The 24,269-nt window shown below is 73.1% G+C and carries 22 protein-coding genes; 10 read left to right on the forward strand and 12 right to left on the reverse strand.

What is annotated here, in order from left to right:
- Window positions 1-245: 245 nt before the first annotated feature.
- Window positions 246-782 carry a carboxymuconolactone decarboxylase family protein gene (locus DFP74_RS10295; RefSeq protein WP_121181486.1) on the reverse strand — a complete coding sequence of 179 codons (537 nt, stop codon included), beginning with the start codon at window positions 780-782 and terminating at the stop codon, window positions 246-248.
- 269 nt (window positions 783-1,051) lie between these two features.
- Here DFP74_RS10295 and DFP74_RS10300 point away from each other — a divergent pair, with 269 nt between their 5' ends.
- On the forward strand, window positions 1,052-2,176 hold the full coding sequence (locus tag DFP74_RS10300) for an AraC family transcriptional regulator ligand-binding domain-containing protein (protein ID WP_121181487.1): 1,125 nt from the start codon (window positions 1,052-1,054) through the stop codon (window positions 2,174-2,176).
- Between the two features lie 229 nt (window positions 2,177-2,405).
- On the opposite strand, the gene DFP74_RS10305 is transcribed toward DFP74_RS10300, so the two are convergent.
- The 3 genes from DFP74_RS10305 to DFP74_RS10315 form a co-directional block, all read right to left on the reverse strand.
- Entirely contained in the window at window positions 2,406-3,581 is a 1,176-nt protein-coding gene (locus DFP74_RS10305) for an amidohydrolase (RefSeq protein ID WP_121188164.1), read from the reverse strand.
- Between the two features lie 110 nt (window positions 3,582-3,691).
- A complete protein-coding gene (locus tag DFP74_RS10310; RefSeq protein WP_121181488.1) occupies window positions 3,692-4,486 on the reverse strand; it encodes a hypothetical protein in 795 nt (264 codons plus the stop codon).
- A 26-nt stretch (window positions 4,487-4,512) separates the two neighbouring features.
- Window positions 4,513-5,325 carry a DUF5058 family protein gene (locus DFP74_RS10315; protein WP_121181489.1) on the reverse strand — a complete coding sequence of 271 codons (813 nt, stop codon included), beginning with the start codon at window positions 5,323-5,325 and terminating at the stop codon, window positions 4,513-4,515.
- A 245-nt stretch (window positions 5,326-5,570) separates the two neighbouring features.
- Between DFP74_RS10315 and DFP74_RS10320 the strand changes: the two genes are divergently transcribed.
- Window positions 5,571-7,031, forward strand: coding sequence for an amidase (locus DFP74_RS10320; protein ID WP_121181490.1), 1,461 nt, complete (start codon window positions 5,571-5,573; stop codon window positions 7,029-7,031).
- Window positions 7,032-7,098: 67 nt separating this feature from the next.
- Here DFP74_RS10320 and DFP74_RS10325 read toward each other — a convergent pair whose 3' ends face one another.
- Together DFP74_RS10325 and DFP74_RS10330 are read right to left on the reverse strand one after the other, a co-directional pair.
- Complete coding sequence (locus tag DFP74_RS10325) at window positions 7,099-8,055, reverse strand: Lrp/AsnC family transcriptional regulator (protein WP_121181491.1); 957 nt, start codon at window positions 8,053-8,055, stop codon at window positions 7,099-7,101.
- Between the two features lie 212 nt (window positions 8,056-8,267).
- Window positions 8,268-9,470 carry an IS110 family transposase gene (locus DFP74_RS10330; protein WP_121181492.1) on the reverse strand — a complete coding sequence of 401 codons (1,203 nt, stop codon included), beginning with the start codon at window positions 9,468-9,470 and terminating at the stop codon, window positions 8,268-8,270.
- 205 nt (window positions 9,471-9,675) lie between these two features.
- On the opposite strand from DFP74_RS10330, the gene DFP74_RS10335 reads away from it, so the two are divergent.
- The 3 genes from DFP74_RS10335 to DFP74_RS10345 are packed head-to-tail and all read left to right on the forward strand — an operon-like array spanning window position 9,676 to window position 11,492.
- A complete protein-coding gene (locus DFP74_RS10335) occupies window positions 9,676-10,497 on the forward strand; it encodes an SDR family oxidoreductase (protein WP_121181493.1) in 822 nt (273 codons plus the stop codon).
- Window positions 10,494-10,943, forward strand: a complete 450-nt coding sequence (locus DFP74_RS10340) for a hypothetical protein (protein WP_121181494.1) — start codon at window positions 10,494-10,496, stop codon at window positions 10,941-10,943. Before DFP74_RS10335 ends, DFP74_RS10340 begins: the two co-directional genes overlap by 4 nt.
- A 54-nt stretch (window positions 10,944-10,997) precedes the next feature.
- On the forward strand, window positions 10,998-11,492 hold the full coding sequence (locus DFP74_RS10345; protein ID WP_121181495.1) for a hypothetical protein: 495 nt from the start codon (window positions 10,998-11,000) through the stop codon (window positions 11,490-11,492).
- 155 nt (window positions 11,493-11,647) lie between these two features.
- Here the strand turns inward: DFP74_RS10345 and DFP74_RS10350 are convergent, their stop codons facing one another.
- The 4 genes from DFP74_RS10350 to DFP74_RS10365 all read right to left on the reverse strand — a co-directional run bounded on the left by DFP74_RS10350 (window position 11,648) and on the right by DFP74_RS10365 (window position 16,696).
- Window positions 11,648-13,207 (reverse strand): sodium:solute symporter family protein, encoded by a 1,560-nt coding sequence (locus DFP74_RS10350; protein WP_121181496.1) that lies wholly within the window; start codon window positions 13,205-13,207, stop codon window positions 11,648-11,650.
- Window positions 13,208-13,528: 321 nt separating this feature from the next.
- On the reverse strand, window positions 13,529-13,915 hold the full coding sequence (locus DFP74_RS10355) for a RidA family protein (RefSeq protein ID WP_121181497.1): 387 nt from the start codon (window positions 13,913-13,915) through the stop codon (window positions 13,529-13,531).
- Between the two features lie 52 nt (window positions 13,916-13,967).
- A complete protein-coding gene (locus DFP74_RS10360; RefSeq protein WP_233570903.1) occupies window positions 13,968-15,434 on the reverse strand; it encodes an alanine racemase in 1,467 nt (488 codons plus the stop codon).
- Window positions 15,431-16,696 carry an amidohydrolase family protein gene (locus DFP74_RS10365; RefSeq protein ID WP_121181498.1) on the reverse strand — a complete coding sequence of 422 codons (1,266 nt, stop codon included), beginning with the start codon at window positions 16,694-16,696 and terminating at the stop codon, window positions 15,431-15,433. The genes DFP74_RS10360 and DFP74_RS10365 overlap by 4 nt, the downstream gene beginning before the upstream one ends.
- A gap of 134 nt (window positions 16,697-16,830) precedes the next feature.
- Between DFP74_RS10365 and DFP74_RS35145 the strand changes: the two genes are divergently transcribed.
- From DFP74_RS35145 to DFP74_RS10385, 4 genes are all read left to right on the forward strand, one after another.
- Window positions 16,831-18,117, forward strand: a complete 1,287-nt coding sequence (locus DFP74_RS35145) for a sugar kinase (protein ID WP_370013499.1) — start codon at window positions 16,831-16,833, stop codon at window positions 18,115-18,117.
- A 39-nt stretch (window positions 18,118-18,156) separates the two neighbouring features.
- Window positions 18,157-18,903 carry an IclR family transcriptional regulator gene (locus tag DFP74_RS10375; RefSeq protein ID WP_121181499.1) on the forward strand — a complete coding sequence of 249 codons (747 nt, stop codon included), beginning with the start codon at window positions 18,157-18,159 and terminating at the stop codon, window positions 18,901-18,903.
- Between the two features lie 170 nt (window positions 18,904-19,073).
- Entirely contained in the window at window positions 19,074-19,628 is a 555-nt protein-coding gene (locus DFP74_RS10380; RefSeq protein WP_370013500.1) for a bifunctional 4-hydroxy-2-oxoglutarate aldolase/2-dehydro-3-deoxy-phosphogluconate aldolase, read from the forward strand.
- A gap of 151 nt (window positions 19,629-19,779) precedes the next feature.
- Window positions 19,780-20,163, forward strand: coding sequence for a hypothetical protein (locus tag DFP74_RS10385; RefSeq protein WP_121181501.1), 384 nt, complete (start codon window positions 19,780-19,782; stop codon window positions 20,161-20,163).
- 27 nt (window positions 20,164-20,190) lie between these two features.
- Here the strand turns inward: DFP74_RS10385 and DFP74_RS10390 are convergent, their stop codons facing one another.
- Complete coding sequence (locus tag DFP74_RS10390) at window positions 20,191-20,907, reverse strand: hypothetical protein (RefSeq protein ID WP_233570904.1); 717 nt, start codon at window positions 20,905-20,907, stop codon at window positions 20,191-20,193.
- A 1,176-nt stretch (window positions 20,908-22,083) separates the two neighbouring features.
- Window positions 22,084-22,644, reverse strand: coding sequence for a lytic polysaccharide monooxygenase auxiliary activity family 9 protein (locus DFP74_RS10395; RefSeq protein ID WP_121181503.1), 561 nt, complete (start codon window positions 22,642-22,644; stop codon window positions 22,084-22,086).
- Between the two features lie 533 nt (window positions 22,645-23,177).
- On the opposite strand from DFP74_RS10395, the gene DFP74_RS10400 reads away from it, so the two are divergent.
- Window positions 23,178-24,269, forward strand: a complete 1,092-nt coding sequence (locus tag DFP74_RS10400) for a DUF4037 domain-containing protein (RefSeq protein ID WP_121181504.1) — start codon at window positions 23,178-23,180, stop codon at window positions 24,267-24,269.

Here is a 24,269-nt window from a genome sequence, read left to right on the forward strand (position 1 = left end):
ACCGGTTCCGCGGCGGCAGGGCCGGGCAGCAGGCCGAGGGCGAAGTGGGTTCGGCGGTCGCCGGAGAGGGTGTGCGGCGCGGTGGTGACGGCGAGTCCGGCGGCCGACCGGCCCGGCCCGGCTCGGCTCGGCTCGGCTCGGCCCGGCCCGGCTCGGCCCGGCCCGGGAGCGTCTGCTTCCATGGCCACGGCCGCTCCAGGAGGCGACCGGGTACGGAGGTCGCGTCCGCCGTACCCGGTCGGCGGTCAGTGGCGGATGACCGGCCAGTCGATCTCGGTGCCGGCGGCCTTGTTGAAGTAGTTGGTGAAGACGTTGAGGGTGACGTGGCCGACGACCTCGGCGATCTCCTCGTCGGACAGTCCCGCCTGGCGGGCCTCCTTCACGTCGCTGTCCTCGATGCCGCCACGGGTGCGCAGCACGGTGGCGGCGAAGGTCAGCACGGCCTCGACCTCGGGCTCGTCGGCCCGGCCGCTGCGGGCCGCATCGGCCTCCTCCTGGCTCAGCCCGGCCAGCTTGGTGCCGATGTAGGTGTGCGCGGAAAGGCAGTAGTCGCAGCCGTTCTCCTGGGCGACCAGCAGCGCGATCCGTTCGCGTACCGCGGCCGACAGCACGCCGGCCCCCAGCGCGCCGGAGAACTCCAGGTAGGCCTTGAGCACGGCGGGGCTGTTGGCCATCGCCTTGGTCATGTTCGGCGTGACGCCCAGCGCCTTCTGCACGGCGGCCAGCAGTTCGGCGGCCTGGCTGCCGGCGGTCTCGGGCTGGATGAGGGGAAGTCGGGACATCGTCGGGTCCTTTCACGGGGGTGATCGGTCACCGGTGCGAACCGGTGATCTCAAGCTAGAAGCGGCTCCGCTCCCGACACAGGGACCCGATACGCCACCGAGAGGACCCGACCCGCCATCGCCTCCCACCACAGACGGGGACGGCCCTACGGCGCGGGATAGCATCAGCTCTGATCGTCCCGCCCGGGGCGCACGATCTGGTATCCGCCGGCCCCGACACCCCCACCGGTCTCCCCCAGCGACCGGCCGCCGACGAAGGGATCACCAGCATGACCGAGTTCCGTGACAGGCAGGCCGACCAGGGCAGACCGACCCACGGCTCCCGGAGCGGTGACGGCCATGCGGACGTCCTCGCTTCCGTGGTCCCATCGCCACGGCTGGAGGGGACGACCTCCACATGCGTCACGCGTTTCCTGGCGGGGCAGGTGAGCAGGACCGGCGGCGACCCCGGCAAGGTCGCGTGCCTGCCGGACGCACGGACCGACGTGCTCTCCGACGACTTCTCGCGGGTACCGACCGACTCCGCGAACGCGATGTTGCGCTACCTGGTCGCCCACAACCCCGCACCGAGCCGCGGCGGCGCGCCGCAGATCGCCACGCCGCCGCCCGGCGCCCTCGGGGTGTGGGACTACATGCTCACCTCGGGGCCGACCATCATGGACTCGATCCGCTCCGCTTCGCGCTACATCGGGGTCGTGGCCGATCCGGGAGTGGAGACCTTCGAGGGGGTGGAGGACGGCGAGCTGTACACGATCCGCCATTCGACCTGTCCGTACGAACAGGATGTGAAGGCGGCGGTCGAGCTGTGGGTGCTGGCGCTGCTGCTGCGGCGCTGCCGCGAGGCGACGGGGATACCCCTGGTCCCGGTCCGCGTGGGGCTGCAGCAGAGGGCGCCGCGCTCGCACGGGACGCTGCTGGACCTGTTCGGCACCTCCCGTGTGGACTTCGACGCACCGGTCAGCTCGTTGACGTTCCTGACCCGGGACGTGCGCCGACCGTTCCCCAACGCCCAGTTCGGCCTGCAGGAGATGCTGGGCAGGCACGCCGCCATGATGATGGCCGCGGCGAAGCCGGTGCTGGACTGGCACGACGTCTTCCGCCTGTCGCTGCACGCCTGCTTCGAGACGGGCTCGCCCGCTCTGGAGACGGTGGCACGGGAGTTGAGGATCAGCTCGCGCACCCTGCAGCGGCGCCTGGCGGAACGGGGCAGCACCTGGCGCGACGAGGTGGAGACCGTGCGCGAGGAAAAGGCGTTGTCCCTGCTGCGGGACGGCCGCATACCCATGAAGTCGATCGCCGGCCGAGTCGGATACAGCGACGTGCGCGCGCTGCGCCGCGCCGTTCGCCGCTGGGAGAGCCGACCGGCCGAGCCGTCCGGAATCGGCACGGAGTAGAGAGGTTCGGTGCGCCGCCGATGTGGTGGCCGGCTCGGCCCCCTGTGCCAGGGCGGCGCGGTCCACCGGGTGGGGACGAGAAGACGGGCCTCGACGTGGGCGCGCTGCCGGATCAGGGTGGCCGCGAGTCGGCTTCGACCTGAGCACGGCCCCGCGACCGACCGACACGCCGTTGCCCCGGTCGGGCGGGCCGGCCCCTTCGCGGCCCGCCCGACCGTGCGGCCGGCCCCTACTGCGCTCCCGTGCCCAGGTAGGCGAGGATGCCCGCGACGGCGGCGCGCGTGCCGGTGGTGAGGGTGGGTTCCATGACCGGTCCGAAGAACGGCGAGTGGTTCACCGGCGGCTCCCCCGCGGCGAGGTCGAACCCGCCGAACATCCAGTAGACCGACGGCACCCCGATGGCGTCGGCCAGGTGGCCGAAGTCCTCGCTGCCCATGACCGGCGCGCCGACCTCCACATTCCCCTCCCCCAGCTCGGCACGGAGCGCGGCCTCGACCCGCTCGGCCGAATCGTGGTCGTTGAAGCAGCGGGGGAAGGTGTAGATCTCCTCGACCAGCGGCTCCGGGGCGTTGGAAACGGCGGCCTCACCGGCAATGATGCGCCGGACCGCGGCGAGGACCTGGTCGCGGGTCTCGTGCTCGAACGTGCGGATGTTGAGGCTGAACTCCGCCCGGTCCGGGATGATGTTCTCCTTCAGCCCCGCGTGGAAGGTGCCGCAGGTGACCACGGCGGGCGTGCGCGGGTCCAGTTCGCGGGACACGATCGTCTGCAACCGGGCGACGATGTGCGCGCCGAGCACGATCGGGTCGATCGAGTTCTGCGGCTGGGACCCGTGCGACTGCTTGCCGTAGACCGTCACCCGCAGGGCGTCGGCCATGGCCATGGCGGTGCCGTGGGAGATCCGCACCGACCCCGCCTGGTGCGGCATCACGTGCTGGCCGAGGACGATGTCGGGGCGCGGCGCGCGGTCCCACAGGCCGTCGTCGACCATCGCCCGCGCGCCCGCCGCGGTCTCCTCGCCCGGTTGGAACACCAGCACCAGGGTCCCGTTCCACGCGTCGGGGGCCGCCAGCAGCGACCGGCTCGCCGTGAGCAGCGAGGTGACGTGGGTGTCGTGGCCGCAACCGTGCATCACGGGGACCTCGGTGCCGTCCTCCAGCGTGCCGGTGGCGCGGCTGGCGTAGTCCAGGCCCGTGTCCTCGGCGATGGGCAGGCCGTCCGTGTCGGCGCGGAAGGCCACCACCGGCCCCTCGCCGCCCCGGATGATCCCGACCACGCCGGTGCCCCCGCAACGGAAGTTCTCCACGCCGAGGTCGTCCAGTTCGGCCGCGATGAAGTCGGCGGTGGCGTGCTCCTGCATGGACAGCTCGGGGTGGGTGTGCAGGTGCCGGTAGATCCGGTGCATCCGCTCGCGGTCCAGGTCGGCCAGGACGGCGCCGGTCCCGTTCACGGTCCGCGGCTCGGTACCGGTCGTGTTCGCCTTGCCGTTCGCGGGCTCGGTTCGGGTGCTCATATTCAGCGGCTCTCCTTCGGAGGCGTGGTGTCGCGGGTGTCGTGGGAGTCGTGGGCGGTCTCGTTGGTCATGGTGTCGCTCGCACCGGGCACCCGGTGGACGACACGGCGGTCGCGCAGGTACCAGGCCAGGAGCATCGTGGCGACCACGCACAGGGCGGTGGCGAACATGTCCAGCCCCGGGACCAGCGGAACCAGGACGAACTGGATCACCAGCGCGCCGGTGACCGCGATGACGGTGGGCCGCACCTGGCGCATGGTGGCCACGCACTGCACCAGGACCGCGCCCATGACGGCGGGCAGGATGTACAGCCGGGACACCTCGATCAGTTCGGCCGGCAGGACGGACATCAGCCAGGTGCCCAGCAATCCCACGCAGACCAGCAGCGACGCCAGGTGCACGGTCGCCGCGCCGCAGATGGCCATCACCGCCGTCAGGTCGCCGCGCCGTGTGCCGGGCCGGGCGCCCACGCTGGACTGGGCGACGATCACCGCGGGCAGCAGCTTGTTGGAGATGTTGCCGACCATGAACGCCTGGTACATGGCCGCCGATCCCAGGATGGGGAAGTAGGTCAGCGGTTCCAGAATCCAGAAGACACCGAACACGGCCGCCACGGCGATGAAGGCGATCCAGATCCGGGCGGCGCCGAGGTCCAGTCCCGCGAAGGCGACGAGGTAGACCGGTCCGGCCAGCGACAGGGCCAGGCCGGCGAGCATGGTCAGCCGGCCCCACCGCGAGGTCGTCCGCTCGAACGCGGCCATGCCGGCGTCCGCGCGCTGGGAGTTCTGCGTGGACATGGGGTTACCTTCTCCGGTCTCGGGGCTCATGCGGTGTGGGCCAGGTAGGCGATCGCCAGGGCCGCGATGATGGCGAACCCGAGCGCCCACTCCTTCAGCCAGCGCGCCTTGAGCGCCGAGGCGAGGTACAGGCAGCCGGCCATGACGGCGGCGGAGGAGAGGACGGTGAGCAGGTGGACGCCCGACTTGGGCATCTCGGTGACCGCCAGCATGCTGAACGCCGCGAGCAGGGCGGCGGCCGGGATGATCGTCATGATGGCCGGATCGACCGCGCCGAGCTTCTTGCCGCCGCGGTCGAGCACGGGGGTGAGCAGGAGGGTGGCGAGCATCCACATGCCGCCGGACAGGCTCATGGCGATGAAGGCCAGCGCGAAGACGGAGGGGTCGTAGCCGGGTCCGCCCAGGGTCACACCGGCCGTGCCGGTCGCGATGCCCGCCGACGCGGTCTCGGTTCCCGCCGATCCGATCAGGCCGATGCGCACGAGCACGGCGGGTGTGCCGAAGAGCGCCAGGAGGGCGACGGCCACCAGGACGACGGCGAGTGAGGGACCGATCGAGGCCACCGCGCCGGCGCGGTAGGCGCCCTTGAGGTCGGCCCTGCTCATGCCGATCTCGGGCCCCGCGGTGCGGGCGGCCCGCACGTAGACGAAGGTCTGGGCGAAGATCACGGCGAAGACGCCGAGTGCGCACATCCAGACGACGGGCGCGTTGGCGACCGCCAGGAGGTCGGGGGAGGCTTCGGCGGCCACGAGGATCGGGTCCGGGGGCGCCTCGGCGGCCGGGAAGGCCGGGCCTGGGGGCGCCTGGGCGGCCAGGAGAGCCGGGTCGGAGGGTGCCATGGGGGTCTCCTTCTCGCATGTGACGGGGGACACATTTTTTGGCCCTGGTGCGACCACCCTCAGGCAGTCCTCGCCGACCTGGCAACACTGAGGAGAAATCGTCACGAGAGTGGCCGTTTCCCGCAGAACGCGGCGCGATGACCGCCCGCTGTTCCCGAACACCCCGGCCGCGCTGGAGACTGACCGCCACGAGCCCGCCGCCATCCCGGCACGGGCCTGGGCGACGAAGGAGCCGGCAGGAGATCATGCACGAGATTCAGCAGATGTCAGCCACAGCCCTGGTCGGCGCGATCCGCCGCCGCGAGATCTCCGCGCGCGAGGCCGTCGCCGCGCATCTGGAACGGATCGAGGCGGTGGACCCGGCCGTCAACGCCGTGGTCACCCTGGATCCGGAACGCGCCTACGCCGCCGCCGACGCCGCCGACCGGCTGACCGCCTCCGGTGCCGACCTGCCGCCCCTGCACGGCCTGCCGATGACCCACAAGGACACCCACGCGGTGGCCGGGATGCGCAGTACGAACGGTTCCCGTGTCCTCGCGGACCACGTGCCCGCCGAGGACGACGCCATCATCGCCCGGCTGCGCGGCGCGGGCGTGATCGCCACCGGCAAGACCAACGTCCCGGAGTTCGGGGCCGGGTCGCACACCTTCAACGACGTCTTCGGCACCACCACCAACCCCTACGACCCCACCCGCAGCGCGGGCGGGTCCTCCGGCGGTGTGGCCGCGGCCATCGCGGCCGGCGTGCAACCGCTGGGGGAAGGCTCGGACATGGGCGGTTCCCTGCGCATCCCGGCCTCGTTCTGCAACGTGGTGGGCCTGCGACCGTCCTACGGGGTGATCCCCGCGCCCGCGGCGGACAACGACTGGGCGTGGCTGGCCCGGACCGGCCCGATGGCACGCGAGGTCGACGACATCGCCCTGTTCATGGCCGCGGTCGCCGGGCCCTCGGAGCGGGTCCGTCCGCCGGCCCCGCTGACGGGCACCGACTTCTCCGTCCCGGTGGCCGGGGACCTGCGCGGTGTGCGGATCGGCTGGAGCCCGGACTTCGGGCTCGGTGTCCCCGTGGAACCCGAGGTCCTGGACGTCCTGACCGGGCGGCTGCGGGTCTTCGAGGAGGCGGGCGCGATCGTGGAGGAGGCCGCCCCCGACCTCACCGGCGCGGACGAGGTCTTCCACGTCACCCGTGCCCTCGACTTCGCCGCCGGCCTGGGTCCGCTGGTCCGCGAGCACCGCGAGCTCATCAAGCCCGAGGTGGTCTGGAACGTGGAGGCGGGCTGGGCGCTGAGCGCCGAGCGGATCATCGCCGCCACCGCGGCGCGGACCCGTCTCGCCCGCGCCGTGCGCGACTTCTACACGCGCTTCGACCTCTTCCTCAGCCCGGCCGCCCAGGTGGTGCCCTTCGACGCCCGGCTCCGCTTCCCCAGCACGGTCGACGGCGTGGAACCGGCCGGCTACCTGGACTGGATGCGGTCGGCGTGCGTGCTCTCCGCGACCGGACTCCCGGTGCTGGCGATGCCGGCGGGCTTCACCGCGTCCGGGCTTCCGGTGGGGTTCCAGTTGGCCGCGGACCACTACCGGGACGTGGAGCTGCTGCGCTACGCCCGGGCCTTCGAGGACCGCACGCGCTGCGTCGACCGTCGGCCGGAGATCAGCGCCGGGACGGGTCAGGACGTGCGCCGGGTGACGACGGTGCCCGCCGGGTAGGCGTCGCCCCGCGCACCGGACGCGCCGCGCGTACTGGGCGCACTGGGTGCGCCCGGACCGGGTGGCGTCAGCCGGCGGCCAGCAGTCGGCCCCCGCGCTTGCGGGCGTGCAGCAGCAGGGTGGTCTCGATGGCGTCGGTCCGGGTCGCCCAGGCCGAGTCGGTGGTGAGCCGGTAGAGGGAGGCGACGTCCGGGACGGTCACGTCGGCGACGATCTGGTAGTCGCCGGCCACTGCGGCGGCGTACCGGACCTCCCGCAGGCCGGCCAGCGCGCGGCCGACCGCGTCCACCCGGTTCGGCGCCGCCCGGATCCAGAGCATGGCCTCCACCGGCAGCCCGACCAGTGCCGGTTCCACGAGGGCGCGCAGGTGGATGTGGCTGTGGCGCAGGAGCCAGTCGGTGCGTCGGCTCGCCGTGCTCTCGGAGGTGCCGGTGCGCCGGGCGATCTCCTCGAAGCCGGCCCGCCCGTTCTCCGCCAGGACGGCGGCGATGCGCAGGTCCTGGGCGGTGGGGTCCGATCCCTGCGACGCCTCGGTGTCGTCAGCGGAGTACTCGGCGGCCATCGCGGTGACCTGCGCGTCGGTCAGCGCCCCGAAGCGCCAGCCGCGGATGGTGCGGAAGTAGCGCAGGACCGGGTAGGTGGCCGCGTCGAGCAGGCCCACGGTGGCGGGGATCTCGGTGCCGAGCACCTGGGGCATCATCCCGGCGTCGAACATCAGCTCCGCGACGCAGTCGGTGCGGCCGGTGGTGACGTAGGCGAAGTTGCAGTCGGCGCGCTGGGCCAGCGATTCGGTGGTGGTGCGGGCGGTCCCGGGCGCGCAGCGGACCCGCACCAGCGTGGAGTCCGGGTGGGGGAGCATCCCGACGACCGCCACGGCGCCCGAGGCCAGGAGTTCGTTGCCGCGGCGGGCGACGGTGCGCTCCGGCTCGCCGATCACGGCGGCGATCTTGCGCCAGGAGGCCCGACCGTCGACCTGGAGCGCGGCGGCGATGCGCTGTTCCAGATCATCGAGGACGCGGGTCATCGCAGCACGCCTTCCGTCGGGTCCGACCGGGCAGGTCGGGAGTGGTCTGGGGTGGTCGGGGGTGGTCCGGAGGCTCCGGGGGGCGTCCGGGGCTCCGGGGGCTCCGGGGGTAGGCCGACTGTACCGACCAGGATCGATGTCACATCCGGCCGCCCTGCCTCGTCCTTCACCGCAGACACCCACACGCGGAAGAAGGAGTCTCAATGAAGGTGTCAAGCCGCCAGCGGGAGCGGTGGAGCGGGGGTGAACTTCCTCCCGTCTCGCAGCAGCGCCCACAGCACACCCACTCGCCGTCTGGCCAAGGCGATGACCGCCTGGACGTGTTTGAGGCCCTCGCCCCGCTTCTTCTGGTAGAACTCCCGGCTGGGCCCCTCGACCTTGAGCGCCGAGAGAGCGGACATGAAGAACACCCTGCGCAAAGCCCGGTTGTACCGTTTTGGCCGGTGCAGGTTCCCACTCCTGCGCCCCGAGTCCCGGGGAACCGGGACCAACCCGGCCGCCGACGCCAGGTGCCCGGCATCCCGGTAGCCGGTCAGGTTCCCGGCCGCGGCGATGAACTCCGCGCCCAGGACGGGACCGAACCCGGGCACCGACTCGATGATCTTCGCGGCGTCCAGCTCCCGGAACGTTTCGCGGACCTGCTTCTCGGTGCCGGTGAGCCGCTCGTCCAGGTCCAGGATCTGGCGGGCCAGGTCCGCCACGATCGACGCGGTCACGGCTTCGCCGGACACTCGGGCGCGCTGGGAGGCGGCCGCTTCCATCGCCTTGTCGGCGATCGACTCGGCGCTGCGGACCCCTCTCTTGCGCAGCCAGGTCTCCAGCCGGGCCCGGCCGATCCTGCGCAGAGCGCGCGGGGTCTGGAAGCCGGTGAGCAGCACCAGCGGCCCCTTGGCGCGGGAGTAGTCGAAGGCGCGCTCCAGGGCGGGAAAGATCGAGCACAAGGCGTCCCGCAGCCGGTTGACCTGCCGGGTTCGGTCAGCGACCAGGTCGTTGCGGTAGGCGGTCAGCACGGCCAGGGCACGCACGGTCTCGGCGGGCACGTCGATGGGGGCGAAGTCGGTGCGGTGGCGCACCGTTTCGGCGATGACGTAGGCGTCGCGGGCGTCAGTCTTGGCCTCGCCCCGGTAGGCGCCGGCCATCCGGTTGACGGTGCGTCCGGGCACGTACAGGGGTTGTTGGCCGTGGGCGGCCAGCAGGGCCAGCAGCAGCGCCGAGGCGGTGCCGCAGATGTCGATGCCCCAGACGATCTCGTCGGCCAGGACCAGGAGCTCGGCCAGGGCGTCCAGGATCGCGCCTTCGTCGTTGGCGATCTTCTTCGACCACAGGGTGGTGCCGGACTCATCGACTGCGGTGGCCCAGTGGTGGGCCTTGCCCGCGTCGATACCGACCCAGATGCGTTGACGCGAGGGTTCCATTCGCTCCTCCAGGCGTTCGACGTCATGTCGCCGGCCCGTGGAACACCCCGTCGTCATCTCCGTAAACAGCGACTCGTGCGCAGATCTCAATCAGCGACCGGAGCGCCCCGGAGGGTCGGACGGCCACTCCTTCGAAGTCACTGAAGACAGAGACCCATCAGCCACATCCGGCCCTCCCGGGCCGCCTACCAACTTACGGAGACTCATGGAGTCGATCCTGGTGACCGGCGGGACCGGAACACTCGGGCGGGCGGTGGTACGGCGGCTGTCGGAGGAGGGACGCGAGGTCCGCGTACTCAGCCGTCGGGCCGCTCCCCCCGGCGCACCCGGGTCCTACCGCCGCGTGATCGGCGACCTGTCGACCGGGGCAGGGCTGGCCGCCGCCGTGGACGGAGTGGGGACCATCGTGCACTGCGCCACCACACTCGGCCGGGGCGACATCGCGGCCACGCGCCGTCTCGTGCACGCGGTCCTGGGCACGAGCACCGGACTGCGCCCGCATCTGATCTACGTCTCGATCGTCGGCGCCGACACCATTCCGGTCCCCTACTACCGCGCCAAACTGGCGGCGGAGCGGGTGGTCGCGGATTCCGGGCTGCCATGGTCGACCCTGCGCACCACCCAGTTCCACGACCTGGTGGCGGGCCTCTTCGCGCGGCAGCGCCGGCTACCGCTGACCCTCGCCCCGGAGCCGTTCCGCTTCCAGCCGATCGACACCCGGGACGTCGCCGGCCGGTTGGCCGACCTCGCCGCGGGCGGCGCCGCCGGACGAGTCCCCGATATCGGTGGGCCGCGCGTGGGCGGTCTGCGCGAGCTGGCGGGGGTCTACAACGAGTCGCACGGCCTCCGCCGCCGTGTGGTCTCGCCACGCGTACCCGGCGGCGTCGTCCGCGCCTTCGCCGACGGCGGCAACCTGGTGCCGGGGAACAGGTTCGGCACGATCGCCTTCAAGGACTTCGTCGCCGAGCGGGTCGAGGGCGGCGAACGGGGCAGGAAGACCGAGCGGTTCGAGGAGGACGAGCGATGAGCGGCGCGCGAGCCGTCTGGGTGCGCGGCGGTCTGGTGTTCTTCACCCTGGTCTTCGCCGTGTTGGGCGCCTACATCCTCATCTCGCCGGAGGGGTTCTTCGGCTGGGCCTGGGTCAACCTGGGCATGGCCTACAACCCGCACCTGATGCTGGACTACGGGGCGATGAACCTGGCCGCGGCGATCCCCCTCGGCGCCGCCGCCGCGACCATGAACCCGGTCTTCGTGCGATCCGCGTTGGCCTCCTTCGCGGTGTGGGCGGTCGCGCATCTGCTGATCCACGTGCGCCTGCGCTCCCATCTCGTCGCCCACGCGTCGATCGACCAGGCGAACCTCCTCCTGTGCCTCCTGACCGTCGGCGCCGTGGTCCCGCTCGTCCTCCTCCTGCTCACCTTCGGCGGCCGCGCGGAAGCGCAGCGCCGCGAGCGGATGCGGGCGGTGGATTGACGGCACCCGCCCCTACGTTCGGGCCACCGATGCCCCCGACAACGGAGCAGACACATGAACCGCCTCCTCGACCGGAACAGCACCCTCGTCTACCCCGACTACGGCATGTTCCAGATCTTCGACTGCGAGGACTACGACGACACGGCCGCCGTTCCCGGCCGTCACGACTTCAGCGTCGGAGAGCGCTCCGTCTACTTTCGCAGTCTGCAGACCAACGTCCTCGTCCGGCTGACCCTGGAGTCGTGGGAGTCGGAACCGGACTGGGACGGGGCGTCCTGGGAGGGCTCGCGGACCGCCGTCATCGAACTCGCGACGGGCGTGGTCGGTGTCAACGAGATCACCGCGGGCGCGCAACACGACCTGCTCACGCTGCCGGCACCGGGCCGGTACGGGATCCGGGTCGCGCACCGCAACCGCCACGAGGTGAGCGAAGCCCACATGGCGCTCCACGACCGGTTCGAGGACGTCCAGGGGCCGGGATTCAGAGCCGCCAAACGCGACCTCGAGGGGCGCGAACAGTACCTGGCCCAGTTCTGGCCCGAAGCGTAGAGGACACCGCCGCAGGGCGCCTGTGATGCGTGCGGCACCTGGATCAGCCCGGGACGGGAGAGAGCCGGGATGAAGGGCGGGGTCGGTGACGGTTTCCGGGGCCCGTCCGCGATCCGCGAGGATCGGCGGACGGGCCCCGGCGACGGGCGGCCGGATCAGCCCTTCGGCCGGCCCTCGGCCTCCTCCGTGTCCTCGGGACCGGTCGTGCCCTCGGCCTCCATCGCGCCGTCGGGGTCGGTCGCACCGCCGCGGACCCGCGTACCGACCTCGAGTTCGGCGCGCTCCTCGGCGAGGCGGCGCAGCGCCTCCTCGCCGGTCACCGTGGTCCGCGGCGTGATCAGGCTGACCACCACACCCGCCACCAGGGCCACCGTGAGCGACGGGATCACCGCGTTGCCCCAGAAGGCGGTGAAGGACTCCACGTTGTTGACGACCAGGGCCGCCCCCGAACCGCCGGCCATCGCCGCGATCCCGCCCTGCCAGGTGGCGCGCGGCCAGAACTTGCCGAGGATCGACGCCACCAGCAGGCCCGTGAGCACCGTGGAGATCATCAGGGTGATGTACTGGATGATCGTCGTGGCCAGCAGCGCGAAGCCCAGGGCCAGGCCGAGCACCGCGACCAGGGACCAACGCGAGGCGCGGACGAGGTTCTCGGCCTTGGGGAGCTTGCCCCTGACCACCTGCGAGACGTCGCGCATCAGGATGGTCACGCCGACGATGGCGTCGGAGTCACCGGAGGACATCGTCGCCGACAGCCCGGCGACCAGCAGGAACGCGCCGACCCACAGCGGGAACAGGGTCGTGGCCAGGTACGGGAACGCCATGTCCGGGTTCTCCAGACCCGGTGCCAGGCCGCTGGCCGACATCCCGGCGATCGCCGGGAGGAGGGAGAAGGCGGCGAAGAGCACCCCGGCGAGCAGGAAGCTGCGCCGGACGGTCTTCACGTTGGCCGCGGAGTAGATCCGCTGCCGGTAGGAGGGCGTGGCCAGCACGCCGACGGCGATCACGAGGGCGAGCGAGAGCGCGGGCACCGGGCCCAGCGCCTGGACCCCGAGCATGGAGGCCGCCTCGTCGGTGACGCCCTCGCGCAGGCCGTCGAACCCGCCGACGGTCACCAGGGCCAGGACCGCCAGGACGGTGAAGCCGAGGAAGAGGATGGTGCCCTGGATGGCGTCGGTGATGACCACCGCCAGGTAGCCGCCCACCACGGTGTACAGGCCGAAGCCGACCGCGATGACCACCTTGGCCAGGTTCTCGTCCATGCCGGTGAGGAAGGACAGGTACATGGCCCCGCCCATGATGTGCGCGCCCAGCCAGCCCACGGAGGCCATGAACAGCAGGACGGCCACCACGCCCTTGACCGCCCGGCTCGCGCCGTAGTAGTAGCTCATCTCCTCGGCGAAGGTCATGAACCCGTGCTTGCGCACGTCCGAGAAGAGCCACAGCAGCAGGAAGATGCCCACGGCGCCGCCGATGCCGTACAGGGCTCCCGCCCAGCCGTTCTGGTAGGCGAAGCCCACGGCCCCCAGGCTGGAGCCGGTGCCGACGAGCGTGGCGAGGGTGCTCCCCATCACCAGCGGGGTGCCGAGCTTGCGCCCGGCGAGGAGGAAGTCCTCTCCGGTGCTGGTGCGCCGGGCGACCCACCAGCTGATGCCGAGCATGAGGAGAACCGCGAGGAACAGGGCCACCAGGTAGCCCATATGGGATTCGATCATGGCAATTGTCCAAAGGTGACAGGGGAGTGACGCTCGGTGATGCACCAGGGGATGGCCCCGGTGCGAGCGTGGGGAGGGTGGGGCGCACCCGGCGCGGTGCCGGGCGCTCCCTGGTGGGATCGGTACCGGAACCCCGGGGGCTCCTGTGCGCGGCGGAGACCTGGGCCGTGCTCTCCGAAGCGTTCCGGGCCCGCGACCGCCAGGTCCGCCTCTCGCCGCGCCGTTGCGCTCGTGCAGCACCAGGCTGCCCTTCGCGCACCGCCGGGCGGGAGGCGGCCTGACGACCGCGGGCTCATCCGGAAGCCTTCAGCGGAACAGGCCCTAGCCTGCGGGCTTGTAGAGGACCGCGTCGACCTCGATGAGGAAGCCGGGCAGGTCCGCCTGGATAGTGGTGCGGACCGGCGGCTCGTCGCCGAAGTACTCCTGGAAGATCCCGTTCATCGCCTGGAAGTCGTCCAGGTCGCGCAGGTAGACGCGGGCCTGCACGGCGTCGGCCAGGCTCGAACCGGCGGCCTTGGCCACGGTGACGAGGTTGTCGAAGGTCGCGCGGGCCTGCTCCTCGAACGGCCCGTCCACCAGTGAGCGGTCGGTGCGGTGCGGGGTCGCGCCGGCCAGGTACACGAAGTCCCCGGCGATGACGGCGTGCGAGTAGGGACCGCCGGGCGGTGCGGCGTCCGGGGTGGTGATGACCTGCTTCTTCTGTGCCATGTGTGAGCCCTCCTTGAGTGCGGGTGCGAGGCGCCGGGTGTGGCCGGCGCGGTCAGAACAGGGTGCGGACGGCGTCCACGACCCGGCCCTCGGAATCGAGTACCGGAATCAGCGGCCACTTGTCGAACACCGTGCACGGGTGTGACAGCCCCAGTTCGACGATGTCGCCCACGTCGGGCGCCTGGTCGCCGGTTCCGGTGAAGTCGAGGAACGCGTGGTGGTCGTTGAGTTCGACGACGCGGGCGGTGCCCTCCAGCGGGATCCGCCGGTCGCCGCGCAGCAGGGCGCGGGGGACGGGCAGGTCGATGTCGAACGACACGTCGCGCTTGCCGACGCCCAGCAGGGCCCGCCCGGGTTCGGGTCGGGACAGCACGCGTGCGTGGGCGCTGAGCGCGGGGCGCAGGGGATCGGCGACCGCGGCGGAGCGCAGCGGTGAGGCGCGCTCCATGAAGAGGTCGTCGTGGGTGAGGTAGCAGCCGGAGCGGATGATCCGGCGGACCGGCAGCGACAGTTCGGGCGGGGTGGAGAGGGCGTCGGCGACCAGATCGGGGTAGCTGCTGCCGCCCGCGGTGACGATCACCTCGTCGGCGCCGGCGAACAGGCCCTCGGCGTCGGCGCGGCGCGCGAAGTCGAGAAGCCGGTCCAGCCAGGAGCGGACCCGCGCGGGCGAGTCGTCGTCGCGGCGCTGTGGGAACACTCCCTCGAAGGCCTCGACCCCGGCCAGGGTCAGCACCGGGGAGGCGGCGATCCGGCGGGCGAGGTCGAGGGCGTCGTCGAGGTCGCGCACACCCGTGCGCCGCCCCTCCACGCCCAGTTCCACGAGCACGGGGAGGGGGCGGGCGGCGTCGGCCAGGGCCGACTCCATGATCCGCACACCGGCGGCGGAGTCGGCCAGGCAGAGGAGGTGGAAGTCCGGGTCGGCCAGGGCGTCGGCGATCCACGCGAGCTGGCCCTCCTCCACGACCTCGTTGGCGATGAGCACGCGCGGGGCGCCGAAGGACCGCATGGTGCGGGCCTGGGCGGTGGTGGCGGCGGTGAGCCCCCAGGCGCCGCGCTTCAGCTGCGCCGACCACAGGTGCGGCGACATGGTGGTCTTGGCGTGCGGGGCGAGGTCGGCGCCCTGGTCGGCGCACCAGCGCGCGAAGCGGTCGAGGTTGTGGCGCAGGGCCGATTCGTCCAGCGTGACGGCGGGCAGCCAGAGGTCGCGCAGGTGCAGGCCGGCGGAGCGGACCTCGGCGGCGGTGGTGGGGCTGTGCGGCAGGGACCGCGCTTCGACGGGTGAGGCGTCCAGGGCGGCCAGGGGACCGGCGGGCAGGCCGGTCCCGGCGATCGGAGACGGAGCCGGGTTCGGGCGGTCCGAGTTCGGGCGGTCCGAGTTCGGGTCCGAAGCCGGAGTCCGAGACGAGGCGGAGTTCGGGCGGGCCGGGTCCGAGTTCGGGTCCGGGCGGGCCGGGGCGGCGGTCGCGTCCGCGGTCGGAGCCTGGTCCGAGTGCCCGGGCCGGGGCGTGGTGTCGGTCATCGCTGTGCTCCCGTGGGGCGGGGGAAGGGTTCGTCGAAGTCCTCGGGCCGGTCCAGGTGCCGCACGCTGGCCCGGACCCGTGCGTGCCGCTCCTCCTCGGCCCGCCGCTGGGCGTCACTGAGCGGGACCCACACCGGCGGGGCGGCCGCGGCGTGCGGTTCGAGCAGGCGGCCCGCGGCGTAGGTGGCGGTGTTCGTCAGCCGCAGCGGCGCGTCGCGGACTCCGCCGTGCACGTCCACGGTGGGGAACGAGCCCCGCTCGGCGTCGAACACCGCGATGTCCGCCCGAGCGCCGATCGCGAGCGTCCCGGCGTCGAGTCCGAGGGCGCGCGCCGGGCGGACGGTGACGGCGGCGACGGTCCGGGCCAGGTCCATCCCGGCCGCCATGGCCTTGCCCATCACCGTCGGCAGGTCGAACGCCGGCCCGTACACCGATCGGATGTGCAGGTCGGTGGAGACGACCGGTTCGACCCCCGCGGCGAGTTCGGCTTCGAGCACGTCGAAGTCGAACGCCCCCGATCCGTGCCCCAGGTCGAAGACCACACCGGAGTCGCGCAGGCGGAGGAGGGCGTCGGTGGGCCGTCCGTCGGCGATCAGGTCGGGGGCGACGCCGGTGGCGCAGTGGGTGAGGATGTCGCCCTCCTCCAGGAAGGGTTCGACGTCGGCGAGCCCGGGCGGGCCGTAGCCGATGTGCACCATGAGCGGCCGTTCGATGCGGCGGGCCAGGGCCGCGGCACGGCGCAGCGGCTCCACGCCGTGCTCGCCGACGGTGTGCCGGTCGATGCGCGCCTTGACGCCGCGGACCAGGTCGCCCTGCTCGGCGGCGACCGCGACGGCGGCGTCGACGTCGAGGTTGTCCAGGACGTGGTGCTCACCGGTCCGGCCGACCAGGCCGAGTCCGGAGACGTTGATCAGCGCGTGCACCTGGAAGGGCGCGGGCTCGGCCACGGTGCGGCGCAGGCCGTCCATCGCGTAGGCGCCGGCGGATCCGGCGTCGACCCAGGTCGTCACGCCGGTGCGCCAGGCCAGAGCGACCGGGTCGAGTCCCCAGTAGGTGGCCCCGTGCCACAGGTGGGTGTGCAGGTCGACCAGGCCGGGCAGGACGAGTCGACCGGTGACGTCGACGGTCCGCACGGCCTGGTCGGCCGGAAGACCGGAGGCCACGGCGGCGATCCGGCCCGCACGCACGGCGATGTCGGCCGTTCCGTCGCGCCCCGTATCGGGGTCGATGACGCGGCCGCCGCGCAGCAACAGGTCCCACACACCAACCATTCCCTTCGATGCTGCGCTATACGCAGCACTGTTGCATATTTGCCATCGCCAGGAATAGCATTCGGCAGTGCCGCAGGTCAACACCCCCTGTGACGCGGACAACCATCGGGAGGTCGTGGGTGAACATGCCGCAGCGGGCCGAGGACGAGCCGCATTCCTCTGCCCACCCCGGTAGCGCGCCGGAACCGGTCGATGCCGTGTGCGTGGGCGAGACGATGGCGCTGCTGATCCCCGACGGCCCGCCACCGGAGGGCCCGGGCGCAGACGCACCCGGACCCGGCGGCGCGCTCCGCACGGGCTCCGGGCCCGAGGCCCCCGCCTTCGGCACCACCGCCGGCACCGGCTCCGGACCGGGCTCCGGACCGGGCGGCGGACCGGGCGGCGGACCCGGCAGCGGACCCGGCGGCGGCCCATGCGCCCCGCCCCGCTTCCACGCCGACATCGGCGGAGCCGAGTCCAACGTCGCCGTGCACCTGGCCCGGGCCGGCCGTTCCGCGGCCTGGCTCAGCGCCCTGGGCGAGGACCCCTTCGGCGACCTCATCCGCTCCCGCCTCACCGACGCCGGCGTGCGCTGCGTCGCGCGCACCGACCACGCACGCACCACCGGCCTCTACATGAAGGAGCCGGGCCCCGAGGGGACCCGGGTGCGCTACTGGCGCCGGGGCTCGGCCGCCTCCACCCTCGGTCGTCCGGACGCCGCACAGGCCTGGCGGCTGCGCCCCCGCCTGGTCCACACGTCCGGCATCACCGCGGCCCTGTCCCCCTCCGCCGACGAACTCGTCGAGGAACTGTTGGACTCCGCCCCACCCGGCACCCTGCGCAGTTTCGACGTCAACTACCGGCCCGCCCTGCACGACGCCCGCAACGCCGACCGCCTCCTGGACCTCGCCCGCCGCGCCGACCTGGTCTTCTGCGGTCTCGACGAGGCCCAGTCGCTGTGGGGCGTGACCGATCCGGAGCGGCTGCGCGAGCTGCTGCGCGGCCCGGACCTGCTCGTCGTCAAGCAGGGCGCGCGGGGCGCCACCGCCGTCCGCGGCGACCGGTCATGGTTCCAGGCCGCTCCCAGAGTCGAGGTCGTCGAACCGGTCGGCGCAGGGGACGCCTTCGCCGCCGGGTTCCTGGACCGGTTCCTGGACGACGCGCCCATGCCCGAGTGCCTGGCCGAGGGCGCACGGCTGGCCGGGATCGTCCTGGGGCTCCGCGGCGACATCCCCGCTCAGCCGGTGTCCCCCCGTGACCCCGACGCCTCCCGTGGCTCCCGAACCCCTGGCGCCTCTCCTGCCACCGATGCCTCCAGCACCTCCAACGCCTCCAGCACCTCTTCCGCCTCCGACGCCTCCCCCACCGACCACGCCACCCGCGGCTCCCGCACCTCCTGGGAGACTGTCTCCGGCCCTGACCTGGGAGCCTGACCTCGGGCCCGCCCGTGACGACCAAGGGGAGAACTACCGGTGTCCAACAGTGTCGAACGCGCCATGCGGATACTCGTGGAGCTGGCCGACGGCCCCACCACCATCAGTGAGCTCGGCCGCCGCCTCGACGTGCACCGCACGACCTCACTGCGCCTGCTGCGCACCCTGGAGGAACAGCGGTTCGTGCGCCGCACCGACGACGGCAGCTACCAGCTCGGACCGCGCATGGCCACGCTCGCCGCGGCCGCGCTCCAGGGCCTGGACATCCGGGGCCTGGCCGCCCGGCACCTGCGCGAACTGGGCGCCACGACCGGCCAGACCATCCACCTGGGCGCGTTGGAGGGCGGACGCGTGATGTACCTGGACAAGGTGGAGTCGCGGCACGCCGTGCGCATGTACTCCCACATCGGCGCGCTGGCGCCTCTGCACGCCACCGGAATCGGCAAGGCGATCCTCGCCCACCTGCCGGAACGCGAACGCGACGCCCTGCTCGGCGAGCCGCCGTTCGAGTCGTGCACCCCGAACACCCGCACGGACCGGGCCGCGCTCGACGAGGAGCTGGCCCGCACCGCCGAGCGGGGCTGGTCCCTGGACGACTTCGAGCACGAGGAGTTCATCCACTGCGTGGCCGCGCCGGTCTTCGACGCGGCCGGTCGGGTGGCGGCGGCGATCTCGGTCTCCGCCCCCAGCATGGTCCTGGACCGGCCCGACCTGCTCGCCCTCACCGGGGACCTCACCGCCACCGCACGCGACATCAGCGAAGAACTGGGTTGGAGCCACGGATGACCGACACGAACACCCCCGCGGGAGCGGAAGCGCACGCCACCGCGGACCCTGCCGCGAACCCTGCCGCGAGCCCCGCCACGAGCCCCGCCACGAACGCCGACGGCGCCCAGGGCGTCCCCCTCTCCGGATGGGCCGACTACTTCACCGACGGCCTGACCCCGGTGCCGCTGATGCTGATCCTGCGCGGCGCCTCCCCCGACGACGCGGTCGCCGCGGCCCGCCAGGCCTGGTCGGCCGGTGTGCGGCTGGTGGAGGTCACGCTGGAGAGCGAGTCCGGGCTCCCGGCCCTGGAGGCGGTCGTCCGTGCCGCGGAGGGACGCTTCCCGGTCGGCGCGGGAACGCTCACCACTCCCGAACGGCTGCGCCGCGCGGTGGACGCCGGGGCGCGCTTCGGCGTGGCGCCCGGCCTCGATCCCGACACCGTCGCCGCGGCCGAGCGCCTGGGCGTTCCGTTCCTTCCCGGGGTCGCCACCCCGACCGAGGCCGGCCAGGCCCTGCGGCTCGGCGTGAGCGCCGTCAAGGCGTTCCCCGCGAGCATCCTGGGCCCGTCCTGGATCTCCGCGCTCGCCGGGCCGTTCCCGGAGCTGCGGGTGGTGGCCACCGGCGGCGTCGACGCGCGGAGCGCGCCGGAATACCTGCGCGCCGGAGCGCTGGGGGTGGGGGTCGGCAGCTCGCTGGCCTCGGGCGGCGCACTGGCCGAACTCGTTCCCGCCCTGTCCCGCTGAGGCTGGACCACCGAGGGCTGGACCGCCGAGGGCTGGACCGCCGAGGGCTGGACCGCCGAAGGGTCTGCCGTGCAGGATGTGCACGGACGGGCGTCGGAGCCGGTGCACGGCGCTGCTCCCCTGGATCCGGCGGACGAGCGAGGAGGACACGATGGGCCTGGTGCTCTTCCCCGGAGACGACGATCTGACCAGCCCGGACGTCTCCTGGTCCTACAGCGGCTTCGGCATGTTCCGCGAGTGGCTGGCCCGGGCCGAGGGGTTCGTTCTCGCCGAGATGGCCGGCTTCGGCGGAGAGCGCGCGTGGAGCGGCGTCACCTCCACGTTGGCACCGCTGCTCGACCATCCGGACGACGACGGCGCCGACCTCACGCCGTCGCAGTGCGCGGCCATGCTCCCCCGGTTGGAGGAGATCGTCGAACGGGGGGCGCACGACGGCGGTGATCCCGTCGTCCGCCGGCGCGTGGACGACACCCGGCAGCTGATCGCCGCCCTGAGGGTCTGCGTGGACAAGGACGTCGGCCTCGTCTTCGGCTGACGGCCGGGCCCGGGACGGCGCCGGTCATCAGTCCAGCACGGTCACCGCGCGTTCTGCGATGGAGAGGAGGAGTTCCTCGTCCCCGGAGAAGTCGGTCCCGCCCGAGCGGCCCTCCCAGGGCTCGCTCGCCGAGACCTCGACCAGGACGCTCTCCGCTCTCACCAGGACCGCGGCCCGGCTACCGACCTCGTCGTCACCCTCCCGGAAGTGCGACACCACGGCCTCGTCCCCGAGGCCGACCTCACGGGACTCCAGGACCTCCATGGTCCAGTACTCGTCGTCGGAGCCGTCGACCAGCTCGTTCCTGCGCAGCTCGAACTCCGCCTCGGCCGTCGCCTCAGCCGCCGCCTCGTCCGCTGCTCCGGCGGAGGGAAGTCGATAGGCGAGGTGGAGGAACCCGAGGGAGCCGTCCGAGAACTCGGCGTACCACGCGCAGGAGGCGGAGGTCTCGGAGAACCTCGCGGTGGGCATGCGGGCCGAGACACCGCCGAGCTGGGACCGGGAGGGGGCCGCGCACGGTTCGGTGGGCACCCCGGGCCCGGTCTGCGCTCCGGCCGGATCCGCGCCACCGCCGGTGAGGGTGGCCGACGCGACGACTCCGGCCACCACGGCGTAGGCGGCGAGCGTCGCCGCCACGGTGATCGCCACGGTGCGCCCGGTGCCGCCCCTTCGGGTGACCGCCGGAACCGCCGACCCCGGGGGCGGCGGGGGCGGCGGGAACTGCTGTGCTGGGCCGTCGTACACGGCGGGTCTCCTGTCCTGGACGTCGTCCACGCGCTGCTCGGAACGGGCGGCGCCTCACCGAAGATGTCGGTGGTCACGTCGGAGAGCAGTTCCTCGGCCTCGTCCGCGCTGATGACGTCACCGCTGGTGGGAAAGCTGACGCTGATCCGGCTGACGAGGTCGCCTTCGCGGACGACGACGGTCACGCGCTGGGACACCTCGTCGGAGACCCCGTAGCCGCTGTCGGCCACGACGAGCACGCTCTCGTCCCCGAAGTCCAGGGCCTTCTCCCGGGTGTCGACGACGGCCGCGTCCTCGGACTCGTAACCGAGTTCTCCGGCCTCGTCGACACGCGAGCGGTACAGGTCGTCGGCGTTGTCATGGGCCTCCTCCTCGAACTCCTCCGCCACCCGCGCGTCGGCGTCCGACATCGGCACCGAACGGCTGAAGTCCAGGAACGTGTCCTGGTGGCCGCCCAGGGACGTTTGCCAGGTGCACCCGTTGGAGTAGACGCCCGTGTGCCAGGAAGAGAGCTCGCCGTCGATCCCGTCCAGGGTGCCCTCCTCGACCTCCGCACACGGATCGGGCGGCAGGCCGGGCGCGGCGCGCAGCTGGGCCGGGGAGGCCAGGGCGGAGGCGCCGGCCCATGTGAGGAGTCCTGCCACGGCCAGGGTCGTCACCGCGGTGACCGCCACGGTCAGCCCGGTGCGGGGCGGCCGCGGGGGAGGCGGGTACCCCGTGGGGTGGCCCGGGTGGGGCGGGCCGGGCGGAGGTCCCGGAGGCGAACCGGGAGGTGAGCCGGGAGGTGAGCCGGGAGGCGGTCCCGTCCAGGGTCCGGGCGGCGGAGCGGAAGGACGCGGCCCGTCCGAAGGCGGCACCGGCGGGCCTGGCCATGCGGAAGCCGGCCCATGGGAAGGCTGTCCGGGGGGAGGGAAGGGCTGTCCCATGCGTGGGTCCGTCCGAGCGGCGGTCGACACCTGACGCTCGGCATCGTCCCATGGCGGGACGGGCCAGACCACGGCCGGGGCGGCCCGTGTCCTGTTCCGGTCAGGCCGCCGGCGGTCGTCCCGGCCCGGTGGGGGAACCGGGCCGGGACGACCGGGTCAGGGGCCGGGCCGGGTCACGGGCCAAGCCGGGGACCAGGCCGGGTCAGGGGCCGGGCCTGGGATCAGGCCGAGTCAGGGGCCAGGTCAGGGATCAGACCGCGCTGAGGATCAGACCGCGCTGGTGGTCAAGCCCCGCGCCGACGTTGACGTCCACACAGGCGTAGAAGGCGTTGTCCGTGTCGGCGACGTTCCACACGGCCAGGACCTTCTGCTGACCGCTGTATCCGGACAGGTCGACGTCGTGCGTGACGGTCGACGGCGGCCGGGCTCCGCCGTCCTCGAAGTTGGCGATGCGCTGTCCACCGATGAAGTACTCCCAGTTGGCGGTGGAGTGCATGGCGGTGAGGGTCCACGTGAAGGTCAGCGAGGTACCCACCGGGGTCACCTGCCAGCCGTGGCCGTCGTCGTCGAGCTCGGAGAAGCGGGAGTTCCCACCGGAGCAGCTGGTGAGGCCCTTGGGGCCCTCGACACTCTGCGGCTCCCACTGGATGCCGCCGCACTCCACCACTCCGGCGGCGCACTGCGCCTGGCGGCTGGGCGGGGCCGAGACGTAGCCGTGGGCGCTGGCGACACCGGCGGGCATGAGCGTGAAGAGCAGCGCCGTGGCCGCGGCGACGGCTGAGGCGGAACGGATTCTGTTGCGGAACGTCATGTACGGGGGCCCTTCGGTCACGATCCCCGGGTCCCGGACCTCGTCGGTCCGGTGCCGGGGAACATAGCGGGATGACACGGACCGTCTGCGGTCCAGGGCGGACGGGGAGACCCCCGGGGTCGGATCACTCCCGACGGCAGCGGACCACGTCGTCCTGGAGGTCGCCCGGCGGACCCGGAACCTCCACCCGTCCATGGCCGCGACCGTAGAAAGGCCGTCACTCCCCGTCAAGACCCCCATTACGGGGCGTTGACGACCCCGGCCCGTACCAGTGGCCGCGCCCGGCGGGCGGCCGGCGCTCGCTGGTACGGGTGTGACCCGGGAGCGGTCGTGGCGGCGACCTGGGCCGTGCTCCGCCCGCCCCGCCCGCGGTCTGGCCCCGGACCGGGACCGCGCCCGCAGACCCGTGTCGCCCGTGGAACCAGACCTGACCTCCAGGCCACACTTTCCTTCCCCCACCCGGGACGAGGCCGCACGCGTCCCGGAGCGAAAACCCATGGCCACCGGCGGAGCGGGCCCCTACGATCACCGCCATGCCGCCCCCGTTCCTGCCCGGCCTCGATCTCGCGCGAGCCCTCTACACCGACGCCGTGGCGCCGCTGCTGTCCGCCCACCTGCCCGAGACGCCCTATGCCGCGGCGCTCATCGGCCCCGGATCGGAGGTGCTCGGCCTGGACACCGAGCGCTCCACCGACCACGACTGGGGGCCGCGCCTCCACCTGTTCCTCGCCGATCCCGGGGACCGGGCTCGCGTGCGCCGGCTCCTGGCCGACCGCCTGCCGGACCGGATCCGCGGCTGGCCGACCCGGTTCGTGCCCGCCCCCGGCGATCCCGGCGTGCGCCTGCTGGACCACACCGGCTCCCCCGAGGGGCGGCACGGCGTGGAGGTGGCCGACCTGGCCGCGTGGTGCGGCGGCGTGCTCGGCTTCGACCCCCTCCGCGGCGTCGGGACCGCCGACTGGCTGGCCGCGCCCACCCAGCGCCTGGGCTCCGTCGTGGGCGGAGCGGTCTTCCACGACCCGGTCGGCGACCTCACCCGTGTCCGCCGGCGCCTGTCCTGGTACCCCGACGACGTGTGGCGGTACGTGCTGGCCTGCCAGTGGCGGCGGGTGGCCCAGGTGGAACCGTTCGTCGGGCGGTGCGCCGAGGCCGGGGACGACCTCGGCGCCCGGGTCGTGGCCGCGGGGATCGTGCGCGACCTCCTGCGCCTGGCCCTGCTCCTGGAACGCCGGTACCCGCCCTACCCCAAGTGGCTCGGCAGCGCCTTCGCCCGCCTGCCCGGGTCGGGTGAGCTCACGCCGCTCCTGACCCGGGCGACGGAGGCCGACCTCGAGGCCCTGGCCCGGGCGTGCGCCCTGCTCGCCGAACGGCAGAACCGCACCGGCCTGGCCGCGGCCCTGGACACCCGCCCCCGCCCCTTCCACTCCCGCCCCTACCCGGTCCTGGACGCCGAGCGGTTCACCCGCGCGCTCCTGGAGCGCGTTCACGACCCCGCTCTGCGCGGCCGGCCGCCGGTAGGGTCGGTGGACCAGTACGTGGACAACGCCGATGTCCTGGCCCGACCCGGGGCGTGTCGCGCACTGAGCGGATCGGCGCTGGGAGCCGGCCCCGCGGCCATCACATAG

The sequence above is a fragment of the Nocardiopsis sp. Huas11 genome, from assembly GCF_003634495.1.
Classification (GTDB): domain Bacteria; phylum Actinomycetota; class Actinomycetes; order Streptosporangiales; family Streptosporangiaceae; genus Nocardiopsis.

Excerpts from the sequence above, each read along its gene's own strand:
- DFP74_RS10295 (WP_121181486.1), bottom strand. The coding sequence starts at position 782 with ATGTCCCGACTTCCCCTCATCCAGCCCGAGACCGCCGGCAGCCAGGCC.
- DFP74_RS10300 (WP_121181487.1), top strand. The coding sequence starts at position 1,052 with ATGACCGAGTTCCGTGACAGGCAGGCCGACCAGGGCAGACCGACCCAC.
- DFP74_RS10305 (WP_121188164.1), bottom strand. The coding sequence starts at position 3,581 with ATGCACCGGATCTACCGGCACCTGCACACCCACCCCGAGCTGTCCATG.
- DFP74_RS10310 (WP_121181488.1), bottom strand. The coding sequence starts at position 4,486 with ATGTCCACGCAGAACTCCCAGCGCGCGGACGCCGGCATGGCCGCGTTC.
- DFP74_RS10315 (WP_121181489.1), bottom strand. The coding sequence starts at position 5,325 with ATGGCACCCTCCGACCCGGCTCTCCTGGCCGCCCAGGCGCCCCCAGGC.
- DFP74_RS10320 (WP_121181490.1), top strand. The coding sequence starts at position 5,571 with ATGCACGAGATTCAGCAGATGTCAGCCACAGCCCTGGTCGGCGCGATC.
- DFP74_RS10325 (WP_121181491.1), bottom strand. The coding sequence starts at position 8,055 with ATGACCCGCGTCCTCGATGATCTGGAACAGCGCATCGCCGCCGCGCTC.
- DFP74_RS10330 (WP_121181492.1), bottom strand. The coding sequence starts at position 9,470 with ATGGAACCCTCGCGTCAACGCATCTGGGTCGGTATCGACGCGGGCAAG.
- DFP74_RS10335 (WP_121181493.1), top strand. The coding sequence starts at position 9,676 with ATGGAGTCGATCCTGGTGACCGGCGGGACCGGAACACTCGGGCGGGCG.
- DFP74_RS10340 (WP_121181494.1), top strand. The coding sequence starts at position 10,494 with ATGAGCGGCGCGCGAGCCGTCTGGGTGCGCGGCGGTCTGGTGTTCTTC.
- DFP74_RS10345 (WP_121181495.1), top strand. The coding sequence starts at position 10,998 with ATGAACCGCCTCCTCGACCGGAACAGCACCCTCGTCTACCCCGACTAC.
- DFP74_RS10350 (WP_121181496.1), bottom strand. The coding sequence starts at position 13,207 with ATGATCGAATCCCATATGGGCTACCTGGTGGCCCTGTTCCTCGCGGTT.
- DFP74_RS10355 (WP_121181497.1), bottom strand. The coding sequence starts at position 13,915 with ATGGCACAGAAGAAGCAGGTCATCACCACCCCGGACGCCGCACCGCCC.
- DFP74_RS10360 (WP_233570903.1), bottom strand. The coding sequence starts at position 15,434 with ATGACCGACACCACGCCCCGGCCCGGGCACTCGGACCAGGCTCCGACC.
- DFP74_RS35145 (WP_370013499.1), top strand. The coding sequence starts at position 16,831 with ATGCCGCAGCGGGCCGAGGACGAGCCGCATTCCTCTGCCCACCCCGGT.
- DFP74_RS10380 (WP_370013500.1), top strand. The coding sequence starts at position 19,074 with ATGCTGATCCTGCGCGGCGCCTCCCCCGACGACGCGGTCGCCGCGGCC.
- DFP74_RS10385 (WP_121181501.1), top strand. The coding sequence starts at position 19,780 with ATGGGCCTGGTGCTCTTCCCCGGAGACGACGATCTGACCAGCCCGGAC.
- DFP74_RS10395 (WP_121181503.1), bottom strand. The coding sequence starts at position 22,644 with ATGACGTTCCGCAACAGAATCCGTTCCGCCTCAGCCGTCGCCGCGGCC.
- DFP74_RS10400 (WP_121181504.1), top strand. The coding sequence starts at position 23,178 with ATGCCGCCCCCGTTCCTGCCCGGCCTCGATCTCGCGCGAGCCCTCTAC.